The 23,125-nt window shown below is 31.9% G+C and carries 23 protein-coding genes, 1 tRNA gene and 1 riboswitch; of the genes, 17 read left to right on the forward strand and 7 right to left on the reverse strand.

Going from position 1 to position 23,125, the window contains the following annotated elements; genetic code table 11:
• Positions 1–44: 44 nt before the first annotated feature.
• Positions 45–944, reverse strand: coding sequence for a protease HtpX (gene htpX / locus AXG55_RS02980; RefSeq protein ID WP_148696652.1), 900 nt, complete (start codon positions 942–944; stop codon positions 45–47).
• A 120-nt stretch (positions 945–1,064) separates the two neighbouring features.
• On the opposite strand from htpX, the gene panB reads away from it, so the two are divergent.
• The 3 genes from panB to AXG55_RS02995 are packed head-to-tail and all read left to right on the forward strand — an operon-like array spanning position 1,065 to position 2,442.
• Positions 1,065–1,904 (forward strand): 3-methyl-2-oxobutanoate hydroxymethyltransferase, encoded by an 840-nt coding sequence (panB, locus tag AXG55_RS02985; RefSeq protein ID WP_148696653.1) that lies wholly within the window; start codon positions 1,065–1,067, stop codon positions 1,902–1,904.
• Positions 1,901–2,170, forward strand: coding sequence for a (2Fe-2S)-binding protein (locus AXG55_RS02990; RefSeq protein WP_148696654.1), 270 nt, complete (start codon positions 1,901–1,903; stop codon positions 2,168–2,170). Before panB ends, AXG55_RS02990 begins: the two co-directional genes overlap by 4 nt.
• 26 nt (positions 2,171–2,196) lie before the next feature.
• Positions 2,197–2,442: a GIY-YIG nuclease family protein gene (locus AXG55_RS02995; RefSeq protein WP_148696655.1), complete on the forward strand. Its 246-nt coding sequence runs from the start codon at positions 2,197–2,199 to the stop codon at positions 2,440–2,442.
• Positions 2,443–2,515: 73 nt separating this feature from the next.
• On the opposite strand, the gene AXG55_RS03000 is transcribed toward AXG55_RS02995, so the two are convergent.
• Positions 2,516–3,337 carry a hypothetical protein gene (locus AXG55_RS03000; RefSeq protein WP_148696656.1) on the reverse strand — a complete coding sequence of 274 codons (822 nt, stop codon included), beginning with the start codon at positions 3,335–3,337 and terminating at the stop codon, positions 2,516–2,518.
• Positions 3,338–3,640: 303 nt separating this feature from the next.
• Positions 3,641–3,716, reverse strand: a tRNA-Trp gene (locus tag AXG55_RS03005).
• Positions 3,717–3,803: 87 nt separating this feature from the next.
• On the opposite strand from AXG55_RS03005, the gene dut reads away from it, so the two are divergent.
• From dut to AXG55_RS03035, 6 genes are all read left to right on the forward strand, one after another.
• Positions 3,804–4,259 (forward strand): dUTP diphosphatase, encoded by a 456-nt coding sequence (dut, locus tag AXG55_RS03010; protein ID WP_148696657.1) that lies wholly within the window; start codon positions 3,804–3,806, stop codon positions 4,257–4,259.
• A 574-nt stretch (positions 4,260–4,833) separates the two neighbouring features.
• Entirely contained in the window at positions 4,834–5,094 is a 261-nt protein-coding gene (locus tag AXG55_RS03015) for a hypothetical protein (protein ID WP_148696658.1), read from the forward strand.
• A 1-nt stretch (position 5,095) separates the two neighbouring features.
• Positions 5,096–5,608 carry a type II 3-dehydroquinate dehydratase gene (locus tag AXG55_RS03020; protein ID WP_148696659.1) on the forward strand — a complete coding sequence of 171 codons (513 nt, stop codon included), beginning with the start codon at positions 5,096–5,098 and terminating at the stop codon, positions 5,606–5,608.
• Positions 5,601–6,527 (forward strand): hypothetical protein, encoded by a 927-nt coding sequence (locus AXG55_RS03025; protein ID WP_148696660.1) that lies wholly within the window; start codon positions 5,601–5,603, stop codon positions 6,525–6,527. Before AXG55_RS03020 ends, AXG55_RS03025 begins: the two co-directional genes overlap by 8 nt.
• Positions 6,524–7,597, forward strand: coding sequence for a type I phosphomannose isomerase catalytic subunit (locus AXG55_RS03030; RefSeq protein ID WP_148696661.1), 1,074 nt, complete (start codon positions 6,524–6,526; stop codon positions 7,595–7,597). Before AXG55_RS03025 ends, AXG55_RS03030 begins: the two co-directional genes overlap by 4 nt.
• On the forward strand, positions 7,597–8,178 hold the full coding sequence (locus AXG55_RS03035) for a hypothetical protein (protein WP_148696662.1): 582 nt from the start codon (positions 7,597–7,599) through the stop codon (positions 8,176–8,178). Before AXG55_RS03030 ends, AXG55_RS03035 begins: the two co-directional genes overlap by 1 nt.
• Here AXG55_RS03035 and AXG55_RS03040 read toward each other — a convergent pair.
• From AXG55_RS03040 to AXG55_RS03050, 3 genes are all read right to left on the reverse strand, one after another.
• Entirely contained in the window at positions 8,175–9,227 is a 1,053-nt protein-coding gene (locus AXG55_RS03040; protein ID WP_148696663.1) for a hypothetical protein, read from the reverse strand. The genes AXG55_RS03035 and AXG55_RS03040 overlap by 4 nt on opposite strands.
• A gap of 89 nt (positions 9,228–9,316) precedes the next feature.
• The gene (locus tag AXG55_RS03045) at positions 9,317–10,522 is read right to left on the reverse strand and encodes a radical SAM protein (RefSeq protein ID WP_148696664.1); all 1,206 of its coding nucleotides are present in this window, start codon (positions 10,520–10,522) and stop codon (positions 9,317–9,319) included.
• Positions 10,519–12,009, reverse strand: a complete 1,491-nt coding sequence (locus AXG55_RS03050) for an aminotransferase-like domain-containing protein (RefSeq protein ID WP_148696665.1) — start codon at positions 12,007–12,009, stop codon at positions 10,519–10,521. Before AXG55_RS03050 ends, AXG55_RS03045 begins: the two co-directional genes overlap by 4 nt.
• A 232-nt stretch (positions 12,010–12,241) precedes the next feature.
• On the opposite strand from AXG55_RS03050, the gene AXG55_RS03055 reads away from it, so the two are divergent.
• The 6 genes from AXG55_RS03055 to rlmM all read left to right on the forward strand — a co-directional run bounded on the left by AXG55_RS03055 (position 12,242) and on the right by rlmM (position 19,781).
• On the forward strand, positions 12,242–12,460 hold the full coding sequence (locus AXG55_RS03055; protein ID WP_148696666.1) for a hypothetical protein: 219 nt from the start codon (positions 12,242–12,244) through the stop codon (positions 12,458–12,460).
• Between the two features lie 272 nt (positions 12,461–12,732).
• Positions 12,733–13,188 carry a hypothetical protein gene (locus tag AXG55_RS03060; protein ID WP_148696667.1) on the forward strand — a complete coding sequence of 152 codons (456 nt, stop codon included), beginning with the start codon at positions 12,733–12,735 and terminating at the stop codon, positions 13,186–13,188.
• Positions 13,175–14,941 carry a cholesterol oxidase substrate-binding domain-containing protein gene (locus tag AXG55_RS03065; RefSeq protein WP_148696668.1) on the forward strand — a complete coding sequence of 589 codons (1,767 nt, stop codon included), beginning with the start codon at positions 13,175–13,177 and terminating at the stop codon, positions 14,939–14,941. Before AXG55_RS03060 ends, AXG55_RS03065 begins: the two co-directional genes overlap by 14 nt.
• A 74-nt stretch (positions 14,942–15,015) precedes the next feature.
• Positions 15,016–15,240: riboswitch (cobalamin riboswitch) on the forward strand.
• Between the two features lie 52 nt (positions 15,241–15,292).
• On the forward strand, positions 15,293–17,443 hold the full coding sequence (locus tag AXG55_RS03070; protein WP_148696669.1) for a TonB-dependent receptor: 2,151 nt from the start codon (positions 15,293–15,295) through the stop codon (positions 17,441–17,443).
• 1 nt (position 17,444) lies between these two features.
• Positions 17,445–18,674 (forward strand): hypothetical protein, encoded by a 1,230-nt coding sequence (locus tag AXG55_RS03075; RefSeq protein WP_148696670.1) that lies wholly within the window; start codon positions 17,445–17,447, stop codon positions 18,672–18,674.
• Positions 18,675–18,692: 18 nt separating this feature from the next.
• Complete coding sequence (gene rlmM / locus AXG55_RS03080) at positions 18,693–19,781, forward strand: 23S rRNA (cytidine(2498)-2'-O)-methyltransferase RlmM (RefSeq protein WP_148696671.1); 1,089 nt, start codon at positions 18,693–18,695, stop codon at positions 19,779–19,781.
• Positions 19,782–20,039: 258 nt separating this feature from the next.
• Here rlmM and AXG55_RS03085 read toward each other — a convergent pair whose 3' ends face one another.
• Positions 20,040–21,110, reverse strand: coding sequence for a threonine aldolase family protein (locus tag AXG55_RS03085; RefSeq protein WP_148696672.1), 1,071 nt, complete (start codon positions 21,108–21,110; stop codon positions 20,040–20,042).
• Positions 21,111–21,487: 377 nt separating this feature from the next.
• Between AXG55_RS03085 and AXG55_RS03090 the strand changes: the two genes are divergently transcribed.
• Positions 21,488–22,267, forward strand: coding sequence for a substrate-binding periplasmic protein (locus AXG55_RS03090; protein WP_148696673.1), 780 nt, complete (start codon positions 21,488–21,490; stop codon positions 22,265–22,267).
• 26 nt (positions 22,268–22,293) lie between these two features.
• Complete coding sequence (locus AXG55_RS03095) at positions 22,294–23,115, forward strand: leucine-rich repeat domain-containing protein (protein ID WP_148696674.1); 822 nt, start codon at positions 22,294–22,296, stop codon at positions 23,113–23,115.
• The last annotated feature ends 10 nt before the right edge of the window (positions 23,116–23,125 follow it).

Genomic DNA, 23,125 nt, shown 5'->3' on the forward strand with positions numbered 1-23,125 from the left:
CATGTTAAGATTCCTTAATTTCTAAAACATAATAAATGGATTTTTTATAATATTTGATTGTTCTGTCTTAAGGCTTGAATTCTGACTTCAAGGGGAGGATGCGTGGAAAATATTTCGAGGAATCCTGATTTATTCGAAATTTTAAAAGCTGCGATTGATTTGGGAGTTTCTTCTCCTTCAGGCAAAGGACTGTCATAAACACGTTGTAATGCCGCAAGGGCAGCGATCATACTCGATTTACCAGCTAATTGCGCTCCTCCCAAATCGGCTTTAAATTCTCTTTGTCGTGAAAACCAAGCAATGACGATGGATCCTAAAATACTGAACAGTATTTCAAGTACGATGACAACAATCATGTTGACTAAGGGTCTAATGTCCTCTTTCACAAATTGAGTTGTTGCATAGGCAATAATTCGCGCAAAGAACATAACAAAGGCATTTACCACACCTTGAATAAGAGTCATGGTCACCATATCACCGTTGGCAATATGGGCAATTTCATGTGCAAGAACGCCTTCTCTTTCATTGCTACTCATTCGGTCGAGCAGACCGCTAGATACTGCCACCAAGGATCGGCTTTTTGAAGGGCCCGTTGCAAAAGCATTGATATCGGCACTTTCATAAATTCCGACTTCAGGAGTTTTAGGAAGACCTGCACGTTGAGCTAGTTTTGCTACTTGATTGTATAATTCTCGTTCTGTGGCGTTGCATTGCTCTGGATTTATAGGAGTGATCCCCATGGAAAACTTAGCAATCCAGCGCGAAATGGCAAGGCTAATAAAAGCGCCTAAAAATCCCCAAACCAAGCAAAAAGCTAATAATTTGGTATAGTCCAACCCTTTGCTTGTCACGTAATGATTTACACCTAGAATAGATGTAATGGCTGTAATTGTTATCATTACTAATATATTTACAAATAAAAACAAAAATATTCTTTTTGCCATATCGATACTTCCTCCTCTATCGTACTGATTTAAGTTATACTATATAAAACTCAACGAGAAAATGTTTAAATGCAAATTTAAACATTTATTTTCATCATTAGTGTAAAGGTTTTATAATATATGCTTTATTCAAATACAAGTGTTACAAATCCATATATAAAACGAAAGAAAATACGCATTCATGATTTCCTAGAAATGAAAAAAAACGCCCAAAAAATTGCGTCAATAACTTGTTATGATGCTACATTTGCTCGTATTATTGAAATGACAAACATACATTTTGTGTTGGTTGGGGATAGTTTAGGGCATGTCATACAAGGAAAAAACTCCACGATATCAGTTACATTAGAAGACGTTGCATATCATGTGAAATGTGTGAGTCAAGCTATTAAAACTCCGCTGCTTGTAGCGGACTTGCCTTTTTTAACGTCAGGAATAAGTCGTCATGAAACCATGCACAACGCAGGTGTTTTGATGAGAGCGGGCGCTGAAGCTGTTAAAATAGAAGGAGCTACAACTGAAATTTGCGATCAAATTCACTTTTTAACAAGCAATGGCATTCCGGTGATGGGGCATATTGGATTAATGCCACAAAGCGTTCATGCGCACAGTGGTTATCGTGTTCAGGGAAAAACCGATTTTGATAAATCAAAACTTTTAAAACAAGCACAAAGTTTACAAGACGCAGGATGTTTTTCTTTGGTGATAGAGTTGACTCAATCTGAACTTGCTATTGATATTAAAAATAAAGTCAAAATTCCTATAATTGGCATTGGATCGGGAAATTATTGTGATGGTAATATTTTAGTATTACAAGATATGCTTGGGATGAATAAACAATTTAAACCAAAATTTTTAAAACATTATTTAGATCTTGAAGACAACATTAAAAATGCTGTGAATCATTATTGCAATGAAGTGATAGCTTCAAAAAGTGAGAATGAGCAAAATTTATTATGACTGAAAAAAAATTATCCATTGAAGAAATTAAAGCTAAAATAAAAATTGTATGTATTTGTAAAGGAATCAAACAAGGGCGTATTTGTGAAGCTATTCAAAAGGGTGCAAATTCCGTTGAAAAAGTAAATAAACAAACAGGCAGTGGCGATGGAGGATGCAAAGCTACCCGCTGTGGGCCTGTGATTAAAAAATTAATTGAAAATAAGGGAAAAGTGATTTTAGAGCCTTATGAAACAAAAATTGACGATGATGATTATGGATTTTAATTTTTTGTAATTTAAGGAAAATACTGTTGAGTTGGAAATTGTATATTATTGAAACAAAAGCTGGAAAACTTTACACAGGTATTACAACAAATTTAACGAGGCGCCTTCAAGAGCATAAAAATAAAAAAAAAGGAGCTCGGTTTTTTTATTTTTCAGAACCTCAATCTGTCGTCTACGTAGAAGATCATATTTCTAGATCGTCAGCTTCTAAAAGAGAATATGAAATAAAAAAAATGAGTAGAACAGAAAAAATGATGCTTATAAAAAAATGAAGAGTTTAATAAATTATTGTGTAACTTAAATTAAATTTGTTTATTTTTTATAAAATAAATTCTTTATTTTTTACTAATCCGCTCTAAATTTAAGCATATCGAAAGAAAATGATTCCACATCATAATCTTTCATATTGTTAAGAAAAAAACTTTTGAAAGCAAAATAATATTTGAAATGATAAGCGCCTTCATTGGGATCAAAAAATGTGAAACTCTCATTAATTTTATTGTTGAATATCATGCAAACGGCATGAGACCCTCCATCTTTTAATATATACATTATATTAAAAATAAAATGCATATTACTGTTTGCATTGTTAAATTGAGCACAGCGATTTAAAAACTCTTTAATACCATTATCATTTGATTCAATATTAACTAAAGTGCCCATGTAATTGCAATTTATTTTATTTTTTTCAAAAAACATTGTCATAACTTTTTGACTAAAAATATAACGTGGTTTATTTTTATTATAATAAGGTGTGTTTTTAATTTTTAATTCATCTAATAATAAATATTCATACTCATCTTTTTGAGAAAAGTCAGTATTTCTTGCATTTAAAATGCTTTTATATAGATGAGCGTCATTTCGGTATTTATATGTGTCATAAATGATATTTTGAATATCTCTCCAAGTTATTAATATCGGTATTATTTTTTCATGATTATTTATTTTAAGTTTTATGGCAGAAAAGATATTGTCATTAATTAATTTGATTTTTGAAATTTCTTCTAAGTAAAACTTTATGAAAAAAAGTGAATAGATATAACAAACACCACCTCTTGAAATAGATTCGCGAACTCCTGTTTTGTGATAAATATTTTCATATTTTTTAATATATTCAAGATCTTGTTGAAATGGGAACTTTCGACTTAATATTCCGTGAAAAAACATAAGTATCACCTTTTAATTCAAGGGTATTTAAAAGTACATTTTGTATATACTTCAATATAAATTAATAGTAAAATATTTATTATGAGAGCTTTTTTTAAATACTTTTATTTTTCTAAATTTAATAGTTTATTTTGTTTTAATATTATTCAATTTATTTTGTTTCTTATGTTAAAAATTGAACTGACACTATTTTTTTTACATAAATCAGACATATAAACACTTCAGCATGCTTTTTATATAAAAGAAAAAAAATAATTATAAACAGGGTAACTTGCATTTTGCTAAGAAATAGGAAAGAAAAGTTGGCAGGCCAGGAGGGACTCGAACCCCCAACAAGCTGATTTGGAATCAGCCGCTCTACCATTGGAGCTACTGACCTACGCAGGATATCTTCGATAGCAGTTGCCGTGCATGAGGTCAAGCTTTTGCGCGTACTGTGTTCTTCTTTTTATAATGAGGTCATTTTATGTTGAAATTAGAGCATTCTGGAACAGGTGAAATCTTTTATGCCACAAAGCATTCCGCGGGGTTTGATATTTGTGCAAATCAAAATTTGACCATTCGCCCTCAAGAATGGGCTCTTGTTAAAACAGGGTTACGGATTGTGGAATCACAAGGAGCGGGCTTTGTTCAATTTGGTTCTCAGGAGCTGTTTGCTGTGCCCGAAATGCAAATTCGTCCACGCAGTGGTTTGGCATTTAAAAACGGGATTACCGTATTGAATGCGCCAAGCACGATTGATGCGGACTATCGTGGCGAGATTATGATAACTCTTATAAATCATTCAAAAAATGACTTTATTATCAATGCAGGAGATCGTATTGCACAAGGAATTTGTTCTTTAGCTATTCATTTACCAGGGTTAAAAGTAAGAGATGTGGAACGAGGTGAGGGCGGCTTTGGTTCCAGCGGGAAAAATTGAGGGATGTTGATTATTAATCAAAAAAAATATTGACTAATCAGTCAATAGGAGTTAATATGCCCTAACTCCAAGGGAATGCTAAAGGTAAGAAAAGTAAAATGCCCATAAAAGGCGCATTCTTATGAAAGTAAAATCAAAAAAAATATCCAATAATATTAAGATTATAAAATTTAAGAAAAATTCTACTACTTCGCTAAAAAGAACGCTTTATTTTTTACCTTCCTCCGTCCCCTTTAATGAAAAACCTTTTGCTGCATTAAAGAATATTTGTGCCACTATACAAGATGTATTTAGGTACCTTGAGACACAAAAAATAGATAAAATTATATTTCACCCGATGACGACGTCACGGACAAGACGCCAGATTTTAAGGTGGGCAATAGTATACAAGCCTAATATTATTGAAAAATTTACACTTAAATTCCCCTCAAAAAATGCTGATTTCCATAAAATTGCTTAAGAAAAATGAATGAATCATTTTTATATATAGGAAAAATTTCGCATTTCAATCACCTTGCCCTTTCTTTAAGGGTTGGTACAATGAAAAAAGAGTCGGATTTGAGGGTTCTTAAGAATGAATTTATTAATAAATGAATACAGTTACGAGAAGTTAAAAAAATTTCATAGAGTAAAATCATTAAAAGAAATCCCCACTTCAGAAATAATACACCCCATTTTTGAAGACGAAACGATTTCTAAAATAAAAGAAAATATAAATTCATATATTAAGTTAGAACAAATACGGATGAAAAAAATCGAATATTTAACCCATCTTCTCGACAAAATTGAGAAAAAAGTAGTTCAAAAAAAAAATTATAAATTAAATAGGCAATAAAATGAATAGAGTTCTTTTTATAAATGGTCCTAATCTTGGTATATTAGGCAAAAGGCAAGTGCAAATATATGGCTCAGAAACTTTGCATGAAATAACTGAAAAATTAATAAAAATTGCTAAAAAAAATGAAATTATTATTGAGGATTTTCAAAATAATATTGAAGGTGAAATTGTTTCATTTTTAAATAATAATTTTGTTGAATATTTTTACAATGGTGATAAATTTAATATAAATAAAAAATCAAATCAAAAATTAAAGCATAAATTAATTGGGATTATTATAAATCCCGGTGCTTATACTCATACAAGTATAGCCATACGTGATGCCTTAGAGGTATTTCATCATGAAAAGATTCCTATTTTTGAAGTTCATATTAGTAACATTTTTGCTAGGGAAGAATTTCGACATATGTCATATGTCAGTCCTATTGCAACGGGAGTGATTTCGGGGCTAGGATCATTTGGGTATGAAGTTGCATTAAATAAAATCATAGAAATGGAAAAAAATGCTTGATCATTTGTTACAAATGATTTCTATTGAAAGCCTTATATTTTCATTTAAAGAACAAGATTTATTTCAAGAATTTAATCTACATCACGAGACGTATGCCCTAAGAGCGGCAAAGGTAACAAAAGTTTCCGATTCTGATATTTTGAAAAATATCTTACCAAAAGAATTATCTAGTAAAATGTTTGGAGCTGGTAATTTAAATCTTTTGGCTTTTATATTTGCATTAAGGCATAAAATATTACAGCTTAATTTACTATTTCATTTATCAGCACTTAAGAATAACAACCATCATTCTTTTAATGAAGTAAAAGATGAATTATGTGCTATATTTGGTGAAGAAATTTTTAATCAGTATAATTTACTGTTTAATATGCTTATGCCCCCTTTTTGGGGAAAAGATAAAAAGCTTCCCATTCTAGGATTTTCATCAGTGGGATGCCATTTTGTCATGAGAGACATATCGCTTTGCAGAGCATTTGACGCTTATAATCTCCCTTATTGCAATCAGTTGGCAAGAGGCTTGTTTTGCGTGAAGCATTCGATTGAGAATTTTTGGACACAAAAAGTCCCAGAAGAGGCCTCAGTTCAAGCAAAACTCTCTCAATTTTATATAAATCCCAATAATTTTTCACAGTTTGACGAAGAAACTTTGAAAAGGTTAATTCAAAACTTTTTTAGGCATTTTGAGCGTTCACAGGCAGAGAATTTTAGTATTCCTATGGATTCTACAAAAATTAACTTTTTGTTAGAATTTTATAGCTTTTCTTCTCTTGAAGAATTAAAAAAGGAAGGCAGTACGGAGTTGCGGAGGCGCTTTATTGAGTTGGCTAAGCATCATCATCCTGATATAGGTGGATCCCATGAGCATTTTCGAGAAGCTCGTGAATACTATGAAAGTTTAAGAGAGATATTAGAAAAATGAAGAATTTTTTTTATAAAATGGATCCATTTAATTTTGTTCCTTTAATAAAAACACCATGGGCCGGAAAAAAAATTGCAGAACTAAAAAATAAATATTTTCCTAATTCATTGCATTTAATTCCTCTATCAATTGGGGAATCTTGGGAAGTTTCAACTGATAGTGTTTTTCCATCAAAAATTTCCTTACCAGAAAACGAAATTGTAACTTTAGAAGAGTTATTAAAAAGAGATGGAAAAAGAATATTAGGTCACACTATTTCTGAAAAGTATGGTGAACATATTCCTTTGCTTTTAAAATGGCTGCATGCAGATGATCTGCTATCTGTTCAACTGCATCCTAAAAATAACAATCCTCAGTTAAAAGAGAATGAGTGTGGAAAACCTGAAAGTTGGCTTGTTTTAGATGTTGAAAAAAATGGATATCTTTATTTAGGATTTAAAGAAGGTTTATCTAGAGAACAAATTATTCATTATTTGTTAAATGATCAACCTGAAAAATGTCTCCATCGTTTTGAACCTCAAAAATTTGATTATATTTCAGTTCCACCAGGCTGTGTACATGCCGTAGGAAATGGAGTGCTTGTTGCAGAGCCTCAATATATTTTGCCAAAAAAATCTGGTAAGACATGGCGCATTTCCGATTGGAATCGATTGTATGACGAAAATGGTTATAAATCTGATAAGGGTAAACCAAGGGAACTTCATGTTCACGAGTCGTTGGATGCCATTGATTGGAATTTGCCACAAGGTAACAACTTAGAAAAATTATTAGTTCACAAACTACAGCATGACTCTGTTTTTTTAGGAAATCACTACAATCCTTTTGCTGTACAAGTCTTTTGTCATGAAGGACAAGAACGTTATCATCCGCTTATAAAGGATTCATTTACTATAGTGACAGTGTGGTCAGGTAAATTGGTTTTAACTTCTGATTGCGATAATATAGCAATGTGCGCAGGAGAAAGTGCTCTTATTTCTTCCGACTCTCAAGAAGTGTTATTAACCCTTCTTAAGCAGGGTGATGACAATCCTTGTGCCGCTTTTTTTGCTCTTAATGAAGAGGTTCTCTAATGGCATTTATCAATGAAGCAACAGGTGATATTCATTTTAAAGTGCTTTATATTGGTAGTCAAAATTCAGGTAAAACAACAAATTTACAATCTATTTATTTACAAAATAACAATATCTCAGATGAAATAAATGATGTCACTATTTTAGAACATATTCCGCGCAATACATTTTTTGATTTTTTACCAGTCAGTTATGGGACTGTTGCAGAAAGGAATTCACGTATTCATTTATATACTTTACCTTCTCATAATTTATGGCCTAGTGTAAATATCAGTTTAATGCTTGGAGTGGATGGCATAGTCAATGTGATTGACAGCCGCGTTCGTTACCTTGATAAATATGAAAATCAGGTCTTTAATACAAGAAAATTAATGGAATCTTTACAAATCGATCCTAAAAATATTCCTTCTGTGTATCAATTTAATCATAGCGATGCCTATGATGCGATCCCTTTTTCAACTTTGAAAAAAAATTATTCACTTCCAGATGAAGATTGTTTTGAAGCAATTGCCATTCAAAGCAAAGGTGTTAAGCCCTCTTTTTTAAAAATCTCAGAAAAAATAATTCAAAAAATTGTTTAAAACATCCAACCAATTTTTAATATATTCCAATAAGGTAAGGGAGTATTTTTAAGAGTATTTGTAAGAGTGGAACTTATTTGATTATTAAAAGAGGTATATTCTGGTGATTGAAGAGCCAGTGGAACATATTGCTGTACGGTAGGGTCTAAAAAAGTTGTTGATGTGGTTACTGAACTTTGCAATGTCAATTGAACACCAAATTCTGATCCAACGGCAAACCAACCAAATTTTCCTCCCCAAGTGGCAAGCCAACCCATTTGTGGTGTCCAGTAAGTTGAATTAATCTGAACAATTTCATCAAAATTCGTTGATAATCTTGTTGGAATACCTGTAATAGTAAGATTGATTGTTCCTACAGAATTGATTTCTATTTTTCTTTGCCCATATGCGGCACCAATAAAAAAACTTCCTCCAAAAGGAAAAATACTTATTTTTCCTTCCAACTGCGAATAATTCATAAGAAGTGAGTTCAGTTGAAAGTCTGTAGATTGACCATTAATCATAGATTGTAAGTTTGGTATATTAAATAAATTTAAATTATTATAGGCTCCATAGCTAATAGAAAAACCAAGATAATGAAATAATTTTGATTCAATACTGATATTAGGTCCCATCGTAACACCGAATCCTACCATAGGACCAATCCGAAATGATCCGAATAATCCGTCTTCAGCATCTCCCTTGGGTTCTTCTTTTTCTGGTGTTTTTTCTTTGGCTTGCTCCTTTGCCTGTTCTTTAACTTCTTCTTTAGGCTTTTCTTTAACTTCTTCTTTAGGCTTTTCTTTGACTTCTTCCTTTTTTAAAATCTGATTTTGTTCTTTTGCTTTATCCTGTTTTTGAGAATTTGGTGTTACTTTTTGAGGGGTCTTAGGAGGCGGTGCTTGAACCGGAGTTTCTCCAATAAAAGGATTTGAGTTTATGATTGGATTGATTAAGGTATTTTGCAAATTTCTTTGAGGAATTGGTATTGTGGGGTCAACTTGTGCATAATTATTTGAGAAATAGCTAATAAAAAATATAAATATTAATATTTTCAATGAGCCTCTCATAAAGTAGAAATCCTCAAAATTTTTTATCACACAATATTAAAATAATCTTCTATGATAGAAATTATAAATATTTTAATGATTTTTAAAAATTAAATCAAGGAGATGAAATCTGCAACCCAGGAATCACCCCTTATTTTTTCCTCAGGACTTAGTGCAATGGAAACTTCAGATAGTAAAATTTTTCCCTCGTGAATCGCTCTTTTTATTTTTAAATTCTGCTTCAATATTTCATTAATATTTTCTTTATTACTATATTTATTTAGCCAATTTAAGGGAATTCCTTTTGGAGTTCGCAATAATGTGAAAATCATTTCTTCAAAATATTCCCTTTGGGATCGTGGACTTTCATATACGACAGAAAAATTTTTCATTCTATTTATTTTGTCAGAAAAAATAAGTTGATCATTTCCAGGTGCATATGTTTTTTCTGAGTCATTTCCAATTTTATAGCGTATGCCAAAAGGATTTTCCTGCGTCGGAGGTAGTAGGCCATGGGCTCCTGTTCCAATGCCGATATAAGGGTAGCCATACCAGTAAATATTATTATGAAAGGTTTCAAGAGAAGAAAAATTACTTGTTTCATGTTGTCTAAAGTTTAATAAGGAACAGATTTTCAGTATTTCAAGATACTCATGGGCTGCAATATCTTCGTTGGCATAATCTGATTTCGCAAAGAGTGTTCGATTTTCAATAGTCAAGGCATATGCTGAAATACCTGAGGCACCTGTATCATGAAGTTTTTTAATTTCATCTTGAATAGAAATTGTTCTAACTCCTTTTTTCAATCCATAAATTAAATCCACTTGAATATTTTCAAAACCAGATTTACGTGCCCAAGCAATATTATTTAATATATGCTCAGGCTTGTGTTTTCTTCCCAAGGTTTTTAAGGTATTTAAGCACAAAGACTGTGCGCCTAGAGTAATCCGATTAAATCCAATATTATAATAATCCTCAAAACGCCGCTCTATATTTGTATAAGGATTTGTCTCAAGAGTGGCTTCTTCAATAATATAATTTTTTCTTAATATATTAAAAAAATTTTCATAATATGATGCTTCAAATAATCCTGGCGTTCCACCTCCAAAATATACTGTAATATGTTGTTTTGTGTATTCAGGGATTTTTGAAATAAAATACTCTAATTGAATTGTTAATTCTTCAAAAAAGGAGGTGACATCTTTTTTAGTAAATTTTGAAGTTTTAATAAAGTCACAGTAGGGACAAATATGAGGACAAAATGGAATATGAAAATAAAATCCAATTTTTGATTTTTGCAAAGGAAGTTCAATCATTTTTTATAAATCCATTTTCTTGAAGAAGCGTTTCTCCAAATTGTAAATAATGTTTCTAGCGCATTATATGTTTGTACAGGTTCTAAAATTGCGAAATTGATTCTCATAAAATTATTTTCATGATGAAGAGGGTAAAATAATTTACCAGGAGCAATAAATATTTTTTTTTCCAAAGCCCGTTCCTCAATGACAGATAAATTTTCACCAGGAGGAAATTCAAACCATAAAAACATTCCTGCTTCGGGATGATTCCATTTAGAACCTTGTGGGGCCATTTTTTTTAACATAGAAATTAATGTATCGCGTTTCGAGCGAAAACTTTCTTTTAATTTTTGAATCGATTTTTTCATAGTGCCACGAATAATCATTTCATAAATAATTTGTTGGTCTAATATGGAAGATGACATATCTTGCATAACTTTAGAAAGTAATAATTGTTGAATAATGTCTTCATGAGCAGCAATATACCCCACGCGAATACCAGAACCAAAGATTTTAGAGTAGGAAGAAACGTATAATGTTGTATTAAATCCATCCATAGCACAGAGCAGTGGGGGAATAAAATCGTCAAAGTTTAATCCTTTATAAATATCCATTTCAATAATCACAGCATTGATTTCTTTTGCAAGATTCAAAAGTTCATGCCTCTCTATTGAACTTAGTATCCCAGAAGTTGGATTGTGGCAATTGGAATATATAATCATGATTTTAGGTTTTTTAGATCGAATTTCAAACTTTTTTTCATCATTTAATATTATTTTATCTGAGGTTCTTTCTAGGTTTATGATATTTAATTTTTTGTATTTAATGCAATTAAAAAGGATATCAATATTTGGAACCTCTAATAAAACAGAATCCTTTTTTTGCAAATAATAATCTAACAATATATTTAAAGCATGGAGGGCTCCATTGCATATTAAAATTTGTTTAGAATTCGCGATGGGCATTCCTTTTTGTTCGAGTTCAAAAGCGATGGCCTCTCTTAAATTAAGATAACCTTGACCATGTGGGTATTGAAAAATGAGAGAAGAATTTGAAAATATATTTCTTGAAATACCTCGTAATTCTTCCAGAATTCCTATATTCTTGGGTAAATCTCCACTTCCTAAATAAGTGACATTTTCTTCTCTATTTGAAAAGAGGGGAAAAATGGGAGAGTTTTGATTTTTTGTTTTGTCTTTATTCTCAAATTTGTTTTCTAATTTGTGATTTTGAATAAAAGTTTCTTTTCTTTTGGGTTTGAATGTCACATAATAACCACTTCCTTGCTTTGCCCGAATGTAATCCGCATCGCTTAATCTGTTGTAGGCTGTAATCACACCAATTTTATTTATTTGCAGTTGCGCTGAAAGATCGCGAATACTAGGCAATTTTGTTCCAACTAAAAGTGTACCGGTCTGAATGGCATGTATGTACTGGTCAACAATTTGTTCAGATATGGGTATTTTCATATTTTTATCAATTTTAATTTTTTGAAAACCAGCCATTTTACAGAGTCCTTACAGATATTTTATTTTTTCATATGACAAAGAGAAGCATTCCTTTTGTAGCATTCTTGTGTCAATTTATCCAGTACAGTTGCAAAAAAGACATCGGTACAGTTTTTCTTACATAGTGAATTCTGTATCTATAATTTTCTTTGCTAAGGGTTTATTTTTTAATAAAGCGTATAGGGCTTTTCATTTAAGAAGTTTTTATTTTAAAAAGAAGAGGTAATTTATGAAAAATTTTAATTTACACGATGTCCATTCTGTTTACTTAAAAAATCATGTAAGAGGAAGTGAAAATTGGGAACGGATTGAAGGAGTCCATGATGCGCAGGCTCGTATCAATCAGCCTTCATCGTATTCATTGCAAAAAAAGAGAATCCTGCAAAATGCTTTAGGAAAAGAAGGTTTGCCAGGAGCTGTTCGTAAAATTGTACGCCTTTTTAAATAAAAAACATATATAAATCGGAATTTTTTTTGTCATGTTTATTTGCTCTATTCTTTTTAATATAAAATATAATTAACTTCTTATTTATTATTTTTCTAATTATCCTCATATATTAAATCTTTTGTGTAAAATAAAAAATTTTTAATTTTACACAAATTTTAATTTTTATTGACATCCTAATTATTTATAATATATAAAATAATTCAAAATCATAACCATTTATTAAATTCTTTATTTTAGAATTTAATTTTTAAAATTAAATAAGGAGAAAATTTGTGAATAAATATATTTTATTTATTTTTATTCAGTTTTTTATTGGATTTTTTGCTAATTCATTCGAGGTTTTAAAAAACTCTGAATTAAATAATCAAATGGCAGAAAAATCTAAAATTCGTGTCGATCTTCTTCCTGGAGCTGGATATGCCATGTGGATTTGTGGAGCCAATGGAGCTGATTGCTCATCTACTTTTATTATTGGAAACGGTGCGGAAATAGAAGTGGTAAAGGGAGATATTTTCCATGTTTCGATAGCTGCTCTCCCTAGAATATGTGATTTTTATAAGGTTAATCAAAGTAACAGTTTTGCTGTCCTTACATACTGGGGAACTGTATTTAATCCTTATTCAAATGTTTATGGAAATGATACGGTAGAATTTATTAAAAGAGAAACAACTTATAATTTGAGTACAGGATGCGCTGGTTTACAAGGAAAAATAAATGAAAAAAAATAATGAAAATAAAAAGTTTAAATACACAAATTCACGAAGAAATTTTATTTCAAATTTTGGTAAATTTGCTTTTATCTCCACAGCAATTTCTTCGTTACCTTTACTAAAAAAAAGTTTTGCAGGTACATCGAATTTGCCTCAGTTGCCAAATTTTCCAAGTAATATAGAAATAAAAGCTCTGGAATATAAAAACTGGTCATTTGAAATTCAAATCCCCTCAATATGGACTTGCCTCCCTAAAAATACAAATGAACTTTTAGCAGTGATCAATTGGGCTCACCAAAATAATTTTAAAGTCAGACCAAAAGGTAAGATGCACAATTGGGCTCCCTTCACGGTTCCTCACGGAATAAATCCTCAAGTAAAAGTGATTTTAATCGATATGGTCACTTACTTTACAAAAATGTCCGTAAATAAAAATCAAAATCCTTGCACTGTCACGGCTCAGACCGGAATTTTAATGGATTCTTTAATGGCACAACTCGAAAATGAGGGATTGGGTTTTACCGCGACTCCGGCAGCAGGAGACTTGTCTTTAGGAGGCGTACTTGCAATCAATGGCCATGGAGCTTCTTTGCCTTCTTTGGGTGAAAATTCATCTTCATTGGGACAAAGTTATGGTTCTGTTAGTAACCTCGTTGTTTCGTTAACGGCTGTTGTTTGGGATTCAAATTCAAATCAATATGTTTTAAAAACTTTTGAACGTTCTAATTTTGAATGCAGCGCTTTTTTAGTTCATTTAGGCAGAGTTTTTATTGTCGAAGCGACATTGCAAGTCATTCCAAACTTTAGAATGCGTTGTCAAAGTATAATGGGAATATCTGTATCACAAATGTTTGGAGCGCCTCATTCTTCGCCTTATAATTTTTCAAATTTTGTAGATAAAACAGGAAGAGTTGAAGCCATTTTGTTTCCTTATACGGAGAAGCCTTGGCTTAAAGTTTGGACTGTGACTGATGATAAGAAACCTGATACTGCAAAATTAGTAGAAGGCTCATATAATTATCCTTTTTCAGACAGTATTAATGAAAGAACTTACAAATTTATTGACTCTATCGTAGCGGGAAATGTGAGTATCACGCCGACTTTTGGACAATTTGAATATTTTATTGCATCAACGGGTTTGCAATATCATAATGCCTTTGATTTATGGGGGTGGTCTAAAAATTTATTGCTATATATTAAACCGACAACATTAAGAATGTCTGAAAATGGTTATGTTATTATTACAAAGCGTGAAAATCTTCAGCGCGTAATTTATGAGTTTTATAATAAATATATTGAAATAATTAATAAATATAAAGCAGCAAATAAATATCCTATGAATGGGCCTATTGAAATTCGTTGTACAGGTTTAGACAACCCTTCAAATATGAATATTGCAAATGCTGAGACTCCGTTACTTTCTGCGTTAAGTACAAATTTAGCTAATTCAGAATGGGATGTAGGAATTTGGATTGATATTTTAACCTTTCCTGGGACACCGGACGCTCTTTCTTTTTATAAAGAAATTGAGGAATGGATTTTCCAGAATTATGTCGGTAATTATGCAACAGTTCGTGTGGAATGGTCAAAGGGCTGGGGTTATCTTAATAATTCTGCTTGGGCAAATGCTAAAGTTTTACAAAATCAAATTCCTCTTTCTCTAAATGCTGCCCATAATTGGGAGACATGGCAGAGTGCTAAAAGCATATTTCATCGTTATGATCCTAATCGCATTTTTACCTCTCCCTTGCATGATACTCTTGGTATATAAATTGAAAATAATGAAGAATAAACCTGTTACTTTAAAAAATTATTTTAAAATTTGACAATATTTAATATTTATGACAATTTTTAACTGTTGATGGTTTTCTCATTATTATGATTTTAAAATGCATATTTTATGCGAAATTAAAAGGGAATTTAGTGCGAATCTAAAACTGTCCCGCAGCGGTATGAAGAAACAAAATCTGCAATAAGGCACTGGGTAAACTGGGAAGCCGCAGAAAGTAGGAATCCTATTTTTAGGAAATGTCTTTAAGTCCGAAGACCTGCCATCATACGCTCTTTGTAAGCGTTTATAGTACAAGATCCGAGGGGATCTTCCTGTAAAAAAGAATATTTCATGCGTCGTATATTTCCTGTTTATACGGCTCTGTTACCTTATTTTTGTTGTGCGCAAGAAAATGAGGTTCCTATTTTTGTGGGGCCTCTGAATGAAGTTCCTGGAAAGCAGAGTCAATCTGAAAAAAAATACTCTCAGTCTTATGAAGTGATTGACAACCCTGCTTCAGGAAATATCAATCAAGAAACCGTTCCTTCTCTTAATATTCCAGGAAGTTTTCCTTCTCCTAAAAGCTTTTCTGACTTAGTCGATCGCATCACCTCAGCACAAGTGGAACATTATGGTGGTGAGGCGGGCGCATTGCACTTGAGACTTCGTGGGGCGCGCGCCTTTGAACCTTCTTATTATTTTAATGGTTTTCCTTTGGTGGGTGCGGGAAGTGGTGAGCAAAATAATGCATTACTTCCTATTTCGCATATGGGATTGCTTCAAGTTTATCCAGACTCTCCTCCCTTTTGGTTGAGTTCTATGGGAATCAGTGGCGATATCGACATTCAAAGTTGTCGCAGAAAAGATTGTTTTTCCTATGGCAAAAATAATAACTTGCATAAATTTAATGTTTCGCAGCGATTCGGTTCCTATGGTTATCAACAAACCACCGCGAAATATTCTTTAAAATTAAATCCCCTTTCTGAAATTTTTTCTTCTGTAGAATATACGCGAAGTCGGGAAAATTATCCTGTTTTCAATAATAACAATTCCTCTTTAAATTCTGATATTGGATTTTATGAGCCCTTGCAAAATAACGATTTTAAGAAACAGGGAGGAGGAATAAGTTATAGTTATTTTTATGAACCCATTGGTAAATTTAATTTCGATTTTATTTATGGCAGCCAGGACAAAGGACTTCCTGGTGTTATTGGTTCTATTTCGTACGCACGTTTAAAAAGAAATTTACTTTTGGGTGCTTTACGTTCTGAGAAACTATTTCCCAAAAATGGCATTACTTGGAATAACCAAATAGGGGCAATGTATAATACCTCTCAAACGCAAAATTTCACCGACGGTTTTGCCTCACAAGCAAATCGGTCTGTAAATTATTCCATACAATTAAAATCGTGGACATTAATTCCTTCGGAAATCATTTCTAAAGAAAAAACGGGATTTGTTTTTGAAATATTGCAATCCCATCAAAATACAAATACATCTGTTCCTGCAAGTAATAGTCCCGAGTTTAATAGTAATGTTTCCGTAAGCAGAAGCGATTTACGTCCCGCTTTATTTCAATCTATTTTATTCCCTTTTAGCGATCAATTTGCGTTATCTGCCAATGTAAATGCTTGGATTTCTTTTTCGCAAGGAAATGCTAATATAGCATGCAATTATCCTAGTATTCAAAGCAATTGTTCTTCAAAATTTCAGGAACAAGAAGAACCTATTTACGGATATACTTTTTCAATACAAAGTAAATTTGATACATTTATTCCATTTGCACGATACTCTCTCAGTATGAGGAGACCTTATTTATCGGAGTTTTATGGAGCCCCAGGAGGGACGTTACCTAATTTAAATTTATTACCAGAAAGCAGTCGTAAAGTTGAAACGGGTCTTCGAATACCTTGGCTAGAAATTGGATATTTTCATGCGGAAGATAGCAATTTAATATTTTTACAGCAAATTTCTTCTACCACAGCCCAATATCAAAATATTGAAAGTGGTTATCGCAATGGTGTTTATTTAAATAGTGATTATTATATTTTAAAATATTGGAAAGCCTCGCTTGCTTATCAATATCTTATGGCACGCATGATACAAAATGGGGAAGAAAGTGATGTCCCACGCAGTGCCCGTCATTATGTGAATGCTTCGACAAATATGGAAGATTTAAAATTCGGAGAAATTTTAGGGTATCAGGCTCTATTGGGTTCCTATGTAAATATGAATTGGCAAAGTTCTTTTTATTTAGATTATGCAAATATAAATGAAATGAGTATTCCTCCCATTTATAATTCTGGAATTTCTGTAACCTTAGCAAGCGAAAAAAAATCACAAAATTTTATAATAGCATTTGATATTTATAATGTATCGAATGAAACTTATGCTACTGTCTCAAATTCAACAGAATTTGTTCAACAAATGCAAACAAATGGTTATATTGGTTATCCCCCACCAGGACGTCGTTATTACATTTCAATTATAGGAGAAATTTAATATGCTTTATCGTGATAAAAAAATTATAATTAGTTTATTTAGTGTGACTCTTTTTGCAGGATGTGGAGAAAAAAAAGCGAACAAAAATCCCGATGTGAATGTTTCAGATACAAAAAGTTATTTTACGACAAATAAATATGGTCAAAATACAAATTTATATAGCTTCAATTTTAAAAATAATTCGATTGAATTAGTTCTCTCTCGCCCCGGAAGTTCAGACAGTCTTGTATTTGAAAAATATAATAACTCCAATTCAAGAGAGGGGATTTATTTTGTAGAAAGATTTTCTGGAACTAAAGATTCTCGTGTGACTTATTTTGCTGGTTCTGCAACCAGTGAAGGTAAGGAGCATACAAGTTTCCCTATGAATGTGAAAAGTCTTTTGTTTAAAGACAATAAATTAATTTCTATTGGTTATGACAAAGGTGAAATTATTCAGACAGATAAAGAACTTCAGCAACGTTTTTTGCCTAAAACTGAAGTTGAAAATTTAATAGATAAGAAAGGCCCTGGAAATGCTTTTAATTCTAGTTCGAATTTAAGTTCTTTACTTCATGCCAATGGAAAGATTTTTGTTGTTTCTCAAGGAGGTTCAACTGTAAATAATATTAAGCCTTATATATATCAATTATCCGATAATTTAAATTCTGTTGAAACATCTTGGCCTATTGACGAGTGTTTTAATGCCGTAGAACATTTTAAAGTCATTGATGAATCTAAAGTTATTCTCAATTGTAATTTATATAAAAATGATCATTCTCAAAAAATGAATGTCTTTTTAATTGATACAAGCACGGTTCAGAATAAGCAAAAACCTGACATTATTAAACTCATAGAAAAGACAAGAGGAGAATCAGGCATAGAACAAATTTCCGTTGGTGGTATTTCTGCAGATAAAAATGCCATATTTATTTCGGAAAGAAAAAAAAGCAATCCTGACGAATGGGAAAATAAAATAATTACCGCTTCCTACTGGTACGATCTTTCCAATTTAAATAATGTCACTTTAAATGAGGGGGCTCGAAGAATGACGGTCAATAATGTCGCTGGTTCTGTTACCTATAATTTTTCTGCAAACTCTTATCTATTTAGCTGCCAGGTGCAGAATGATTCTACTTGTACAAAAGGTAAGGGTGCGGTATCCAAAACTAAAGCGGCTCTTGACAGCATTCCTGTAGAATTTGGGATGAAAGGGTACGATGATATTAAATTTCCTATCCCCTTGTTTTAAAAGAAAGTATTGAGTTTTATGACCTTATCTCTCCTGTTCTATTGTCGTTCTGGTTTTGAAAATGATTGTGCATCAGAGGTGATGGAATATGTCAGTGGGAAAGGCGTTGAAGGGTTTGTCAAAGCCAAGCCCCATACAGCTCATGTTGTGTTTCAAGGGCATAATCCCGACGACGTCATTTCTTTATGGAATGACTTACAATTGAGTGATTTGATTTTTGTAAGACAAATTCTCTTATGCTCCTCTTTATATCAAGACTTACCTGAAAAAAACCGCACTGTTCCTTTATTTAAAGCATTTGAAGAGAATTTTTCTGGTATTCTGAATGGTAAAAAATATTTAGATGACTTATTTATTGAAGCTCTTGATGCTGATGAATATAAAGAAGTTCTCACGTTTTGTAAAAAATTTACCAGTCCTATGCTTTCGGAACTGAAAAAGAATGGTTACATTATTGGAGATAAAAATCAGCGCGCGTTACGTTTGCACATTTTATTTTTAAACGGACAGTCCTGCTATATAGGGCTTTGTGCCCCTAAAAAAGCTTCGCTCTGGTTTATGGGCATTCCCCGACTTAAATTTCCATCGGAAGCGCCTAGCCGTTCCACTTTAAAACTAGAAGAAGCTTTCCTCACGTTTTTAAATGAAAGTGAAAGGGAAGAACGCTTAAAAACAGGTATGACCGCTGTGGATTTGGGAGCCAGTCCGGGAGGTTGGACGTATCAATTTGTCCGCCGTGATATCTATGTGATTGCTATCGATAATGGAGAAATGGCTTCCCCCCTTGTTAAAACCGGTCTTGTAGAGCACTTAAAGGAAGATGGGTTTAAGTACCGCCCCTATAAACCTGTCGATTGGCTGGTCTGCGATATGGTCGAAAGACCTTCCCGTATTGCCAAACTCATTGCTGAATGGGCTGTAAGAAAAATGGCTCGTGAATTTATTTTTAATTTAAAACTTCCCATGAAAAAGAAACACGCTGAAGTAAAAGAATGTTTGAATTTCATAACGGAAGAATTAAATTGTGAAGGCATTACTTTTCAATTGAAATGCAAACACCTTTATCATGATCGCGATGAAGTCACAGTTTGGTTGCGATTGAAATAATAAAATGAGAATTATTTTAAAATTTATTTATTGACAACCTCTCCACCTTTTAAAGTGCCTGTAAACTTACCACCATTGCTTATGACAACTTTTCCTTTTCCACTTGTAAAAGTGATGTCGCCATTAACAGTACATCTCATAATTAATGTTTTTATAATATTTATTGTTAAATTTTCTAGATTTAATAAAAAAATTCTTCAGTGAAGGCCTTAAATGTCTTATGAAGAACTTTAAACTTGAAATTATTATAGGAATATATCAATTATTCAAAAGAGAAAAATTATAATCTAAAGATTTAAAATCAGAAATTAATTTATTAGCGTCATTTAAACTAGTATTATAAGAAGTAATTAAGCGAATGACACAGGTTTTTTTATCAATATTTTCATTAGAAACATATAAGTAGTATGTTTTTAAAATTTCATCTTTTAAAGTTATTGGCAACTCAATAAATATTTGATTTGTCTCTACGGAATTTAGTATTTTTAAATTTTTGCAGTGACTTAAGCCTTCTGCAATCATTTTACACTTGGTATTGGCGTTTTTTGCATTATTAAGCCACAAATCATTTTGTAGATATGCTATAAATTGCGCAGGAATAATGCGCATTTTTGAAAAAAGTTGCATGGATTGTTTTTGAATATAATTAAAATCTTTTGCTAATTTTTTATTAAAAATGACGGCAGCTTCTGCAATAAGAGCTCCATTTTTAGTTGCACCAAAAGATAAAATATCTACACCAGTATCTGTGACCATTTCTTTTAATGAATTATTTAAAGCAGCGGCGGCATTGGCAAGTCGCGCTCCATCCATATGAACATATAAATTATGAGAATGGGCAAAATTACAAATTTCTTTTATTTCTTCGCAGGTATAAACTGTTCCCAATTCTGTTGCTTGAGTAATAGAAATAGCGGCGGGTTTACTATAGTGAATGTTATTTAAGGAATTATACACTTCTTTAATGGCTTTGACATTTATCTTTCCATCAATACTTTTCGCAGTAAAAATTTTAGATCCTGTAAAGTTTTCTAAAGCACCGCATTCAGCGCCATTTATATGTGCTAAGTCGGAACAAATGACGGCATCAATACTTCTAAGCATAGTTTTCAGAGCCATAACATTACAAGCTGTGCCTGTTCCAATAAAAAATACGGCACAATCCGATTGAAATACTTGTTGAATTTCGAGCTGCGCTTTTTGTGAATAAGAGTCCTGTCCGTAAGGAAGCTCTGTGGTAAGCATGGCTTCGTTGATGATTTTGGCAATGTCAGGGTGGGCACCAACGTAATTGTCACTGGCAAATTGAATGATTTTCGTTTCTTGCATAAAAATTCCTAGTAAATATATCGCAACCCGCTTGCCAAAATCACGAGAAATTTGATAGGCTCGGGTTTGGGTCTGTGCATTTAAGCATAGATACCATCTAAAGCAAACTCTTTTGCAGGGTGCAGAAATGACATCAGCAGCATATTTTTTTATAACTAACTGTACTTATAGATATAAGTTATTCAATACCTCGTGCTTAAATTCTGGTCTTTCTACTCATCACGCCCATTATCATCATATCCATCATTAAAAATTTATTAAGTTTACTTGTCTTTAAACATTCGAATAAATTTGTTAAGTCACAAAAAATACTTTTAATATTAAGCGCATAATATTATTAATAATTTTAAATTAAACTGTGTTGAGGTAGGTGTTTTATGAAAAAATCAGTTGCTATTCTTATCTCTTTTATCTCTTTTTTATATTCTTTAACCTTACGAGCGGCAGAGAAACCCAATGATAGCTTTATTCGCATTAAGCAATTGGGATCTCTAAAAGTATGCTCTCAGGCCGGATTTATTCCCTTTGAAATGAAAGATAATAAAGGAAATTGGAAAGGCTTTGACGTAGAAATCATGGCTGCTTTTGCAAAGCAAAATTCTCTTAAATTAGAGATGATTGACACATCTATGGATGGACTCATTCCTGCTTTAATTACGGGAAAATGCGATATGATAGCCTCAGGATTGACAATTACCGAGGAAAGAAAAAAAGTAATTCAATTTTCAGATCCTGTTTATACCGTAGTTGTTTCAGCTGCTTTACTTGACACTCATGAAAATAGATCGAAGTATAAAAGTTTTGAAGATATCGATACTAAAGGAACAAAAGTGGCATCTCATACAGGCACGGCTGCAACTCTTTATATTAAAAGTAAAATGAATCAAGCAACTCATTTGCAATTTGATTCACAAAGTGATGAATTAAACTCGGTGGTTCAAAAAAGAGTTCAAGCGTTTGTTGAAGATGATGTTTTTATCAATCAAGCATCAAAAGAAATGAAGATAAAATTTTACACATTATTTTCAAATGAAAAAGGTGATTTGGCAATGGCAACTCGTAAAAAGGATATTGAACTAAGAGATAAGTTTAATGAATTTCTGGGTGAAATAAAGAAAAATGGTCAATATGAAGCAATAAGAAAAAATTATTTTTAATATAAAACTATTTTAGGAGGTTTAAAATGGGAATATCAACCCTTTTAGAGTATTTGAGTGTACAGTCCGATTCTCCAGAACATGAGTTTTCTTTAAAAACTATATTTAGAATTACAAAAACAAAAATTCCTCAAGAGGCAGAAAAATCATTAAAATCAATAAAATTTCTTGATTTAAGTTCTTTTCCAGAAGGGAGGAAATTTGTTTTGGATTCCTCTTTTTTTAAGTATTTACCACATATTGAAAATTTAAATTTAGATTACCAAAATGTATCTAATTTAGAAGATATCATTCACATGAAAAATCTTAAAAAAATATCTTTAAAAGGTTTGGGGCTGACTGATTTAAACTTTTTAAAATCATTATCGGGATTAAAAGAGTTAAATGGAGATGAAAATAATTTGTCTACATTAAAAGGGATTCAATTTTTTAAGGAATTGACTCATTGCTCTGTTCGAAAAAACAAAATTAAAAGAATTGATGAATTATCAAATTTGTTAAATTTGGAAGAACTCAATCTTTCTGAAAATGATATTTCTGATATGTCACCTTTAAAAGAAATTATGACTCTAAAAAGACTCATTGCAAATAGAAATATTATTGAAAATTTAGATCCTCTTACAAAAATAAAAAGTTTGACCACTTTGTCCTTAACTGAAAATCAAATTTCTGAAGTGAATCCCATTCAGTATTTAAATAATTTGACAAAACTTGATTTGCGCAAAAATCGTATTCGTAATGTAAAATCTTTAAGAGACCTCAGAAATTTATTTGAGCTGGGTCTTTCGGGAAATCCTTTGTACGATGATGACTATGATTTGTTTCCAAGATCGCTCAGAATTGACTAGTTGAATAAAC

Source organism: Silvanigrella aquatica (assembly GCF_001907975.1).
In the GTDB taxonomy this organism is placed as follows: domain Bacteria; phylum Bdellovibrionota_B; class Oligoflexia; order Silvanigrellales; family Silvanigrellaceae; genus Silvanigrella; species Silvanigrella aquatica.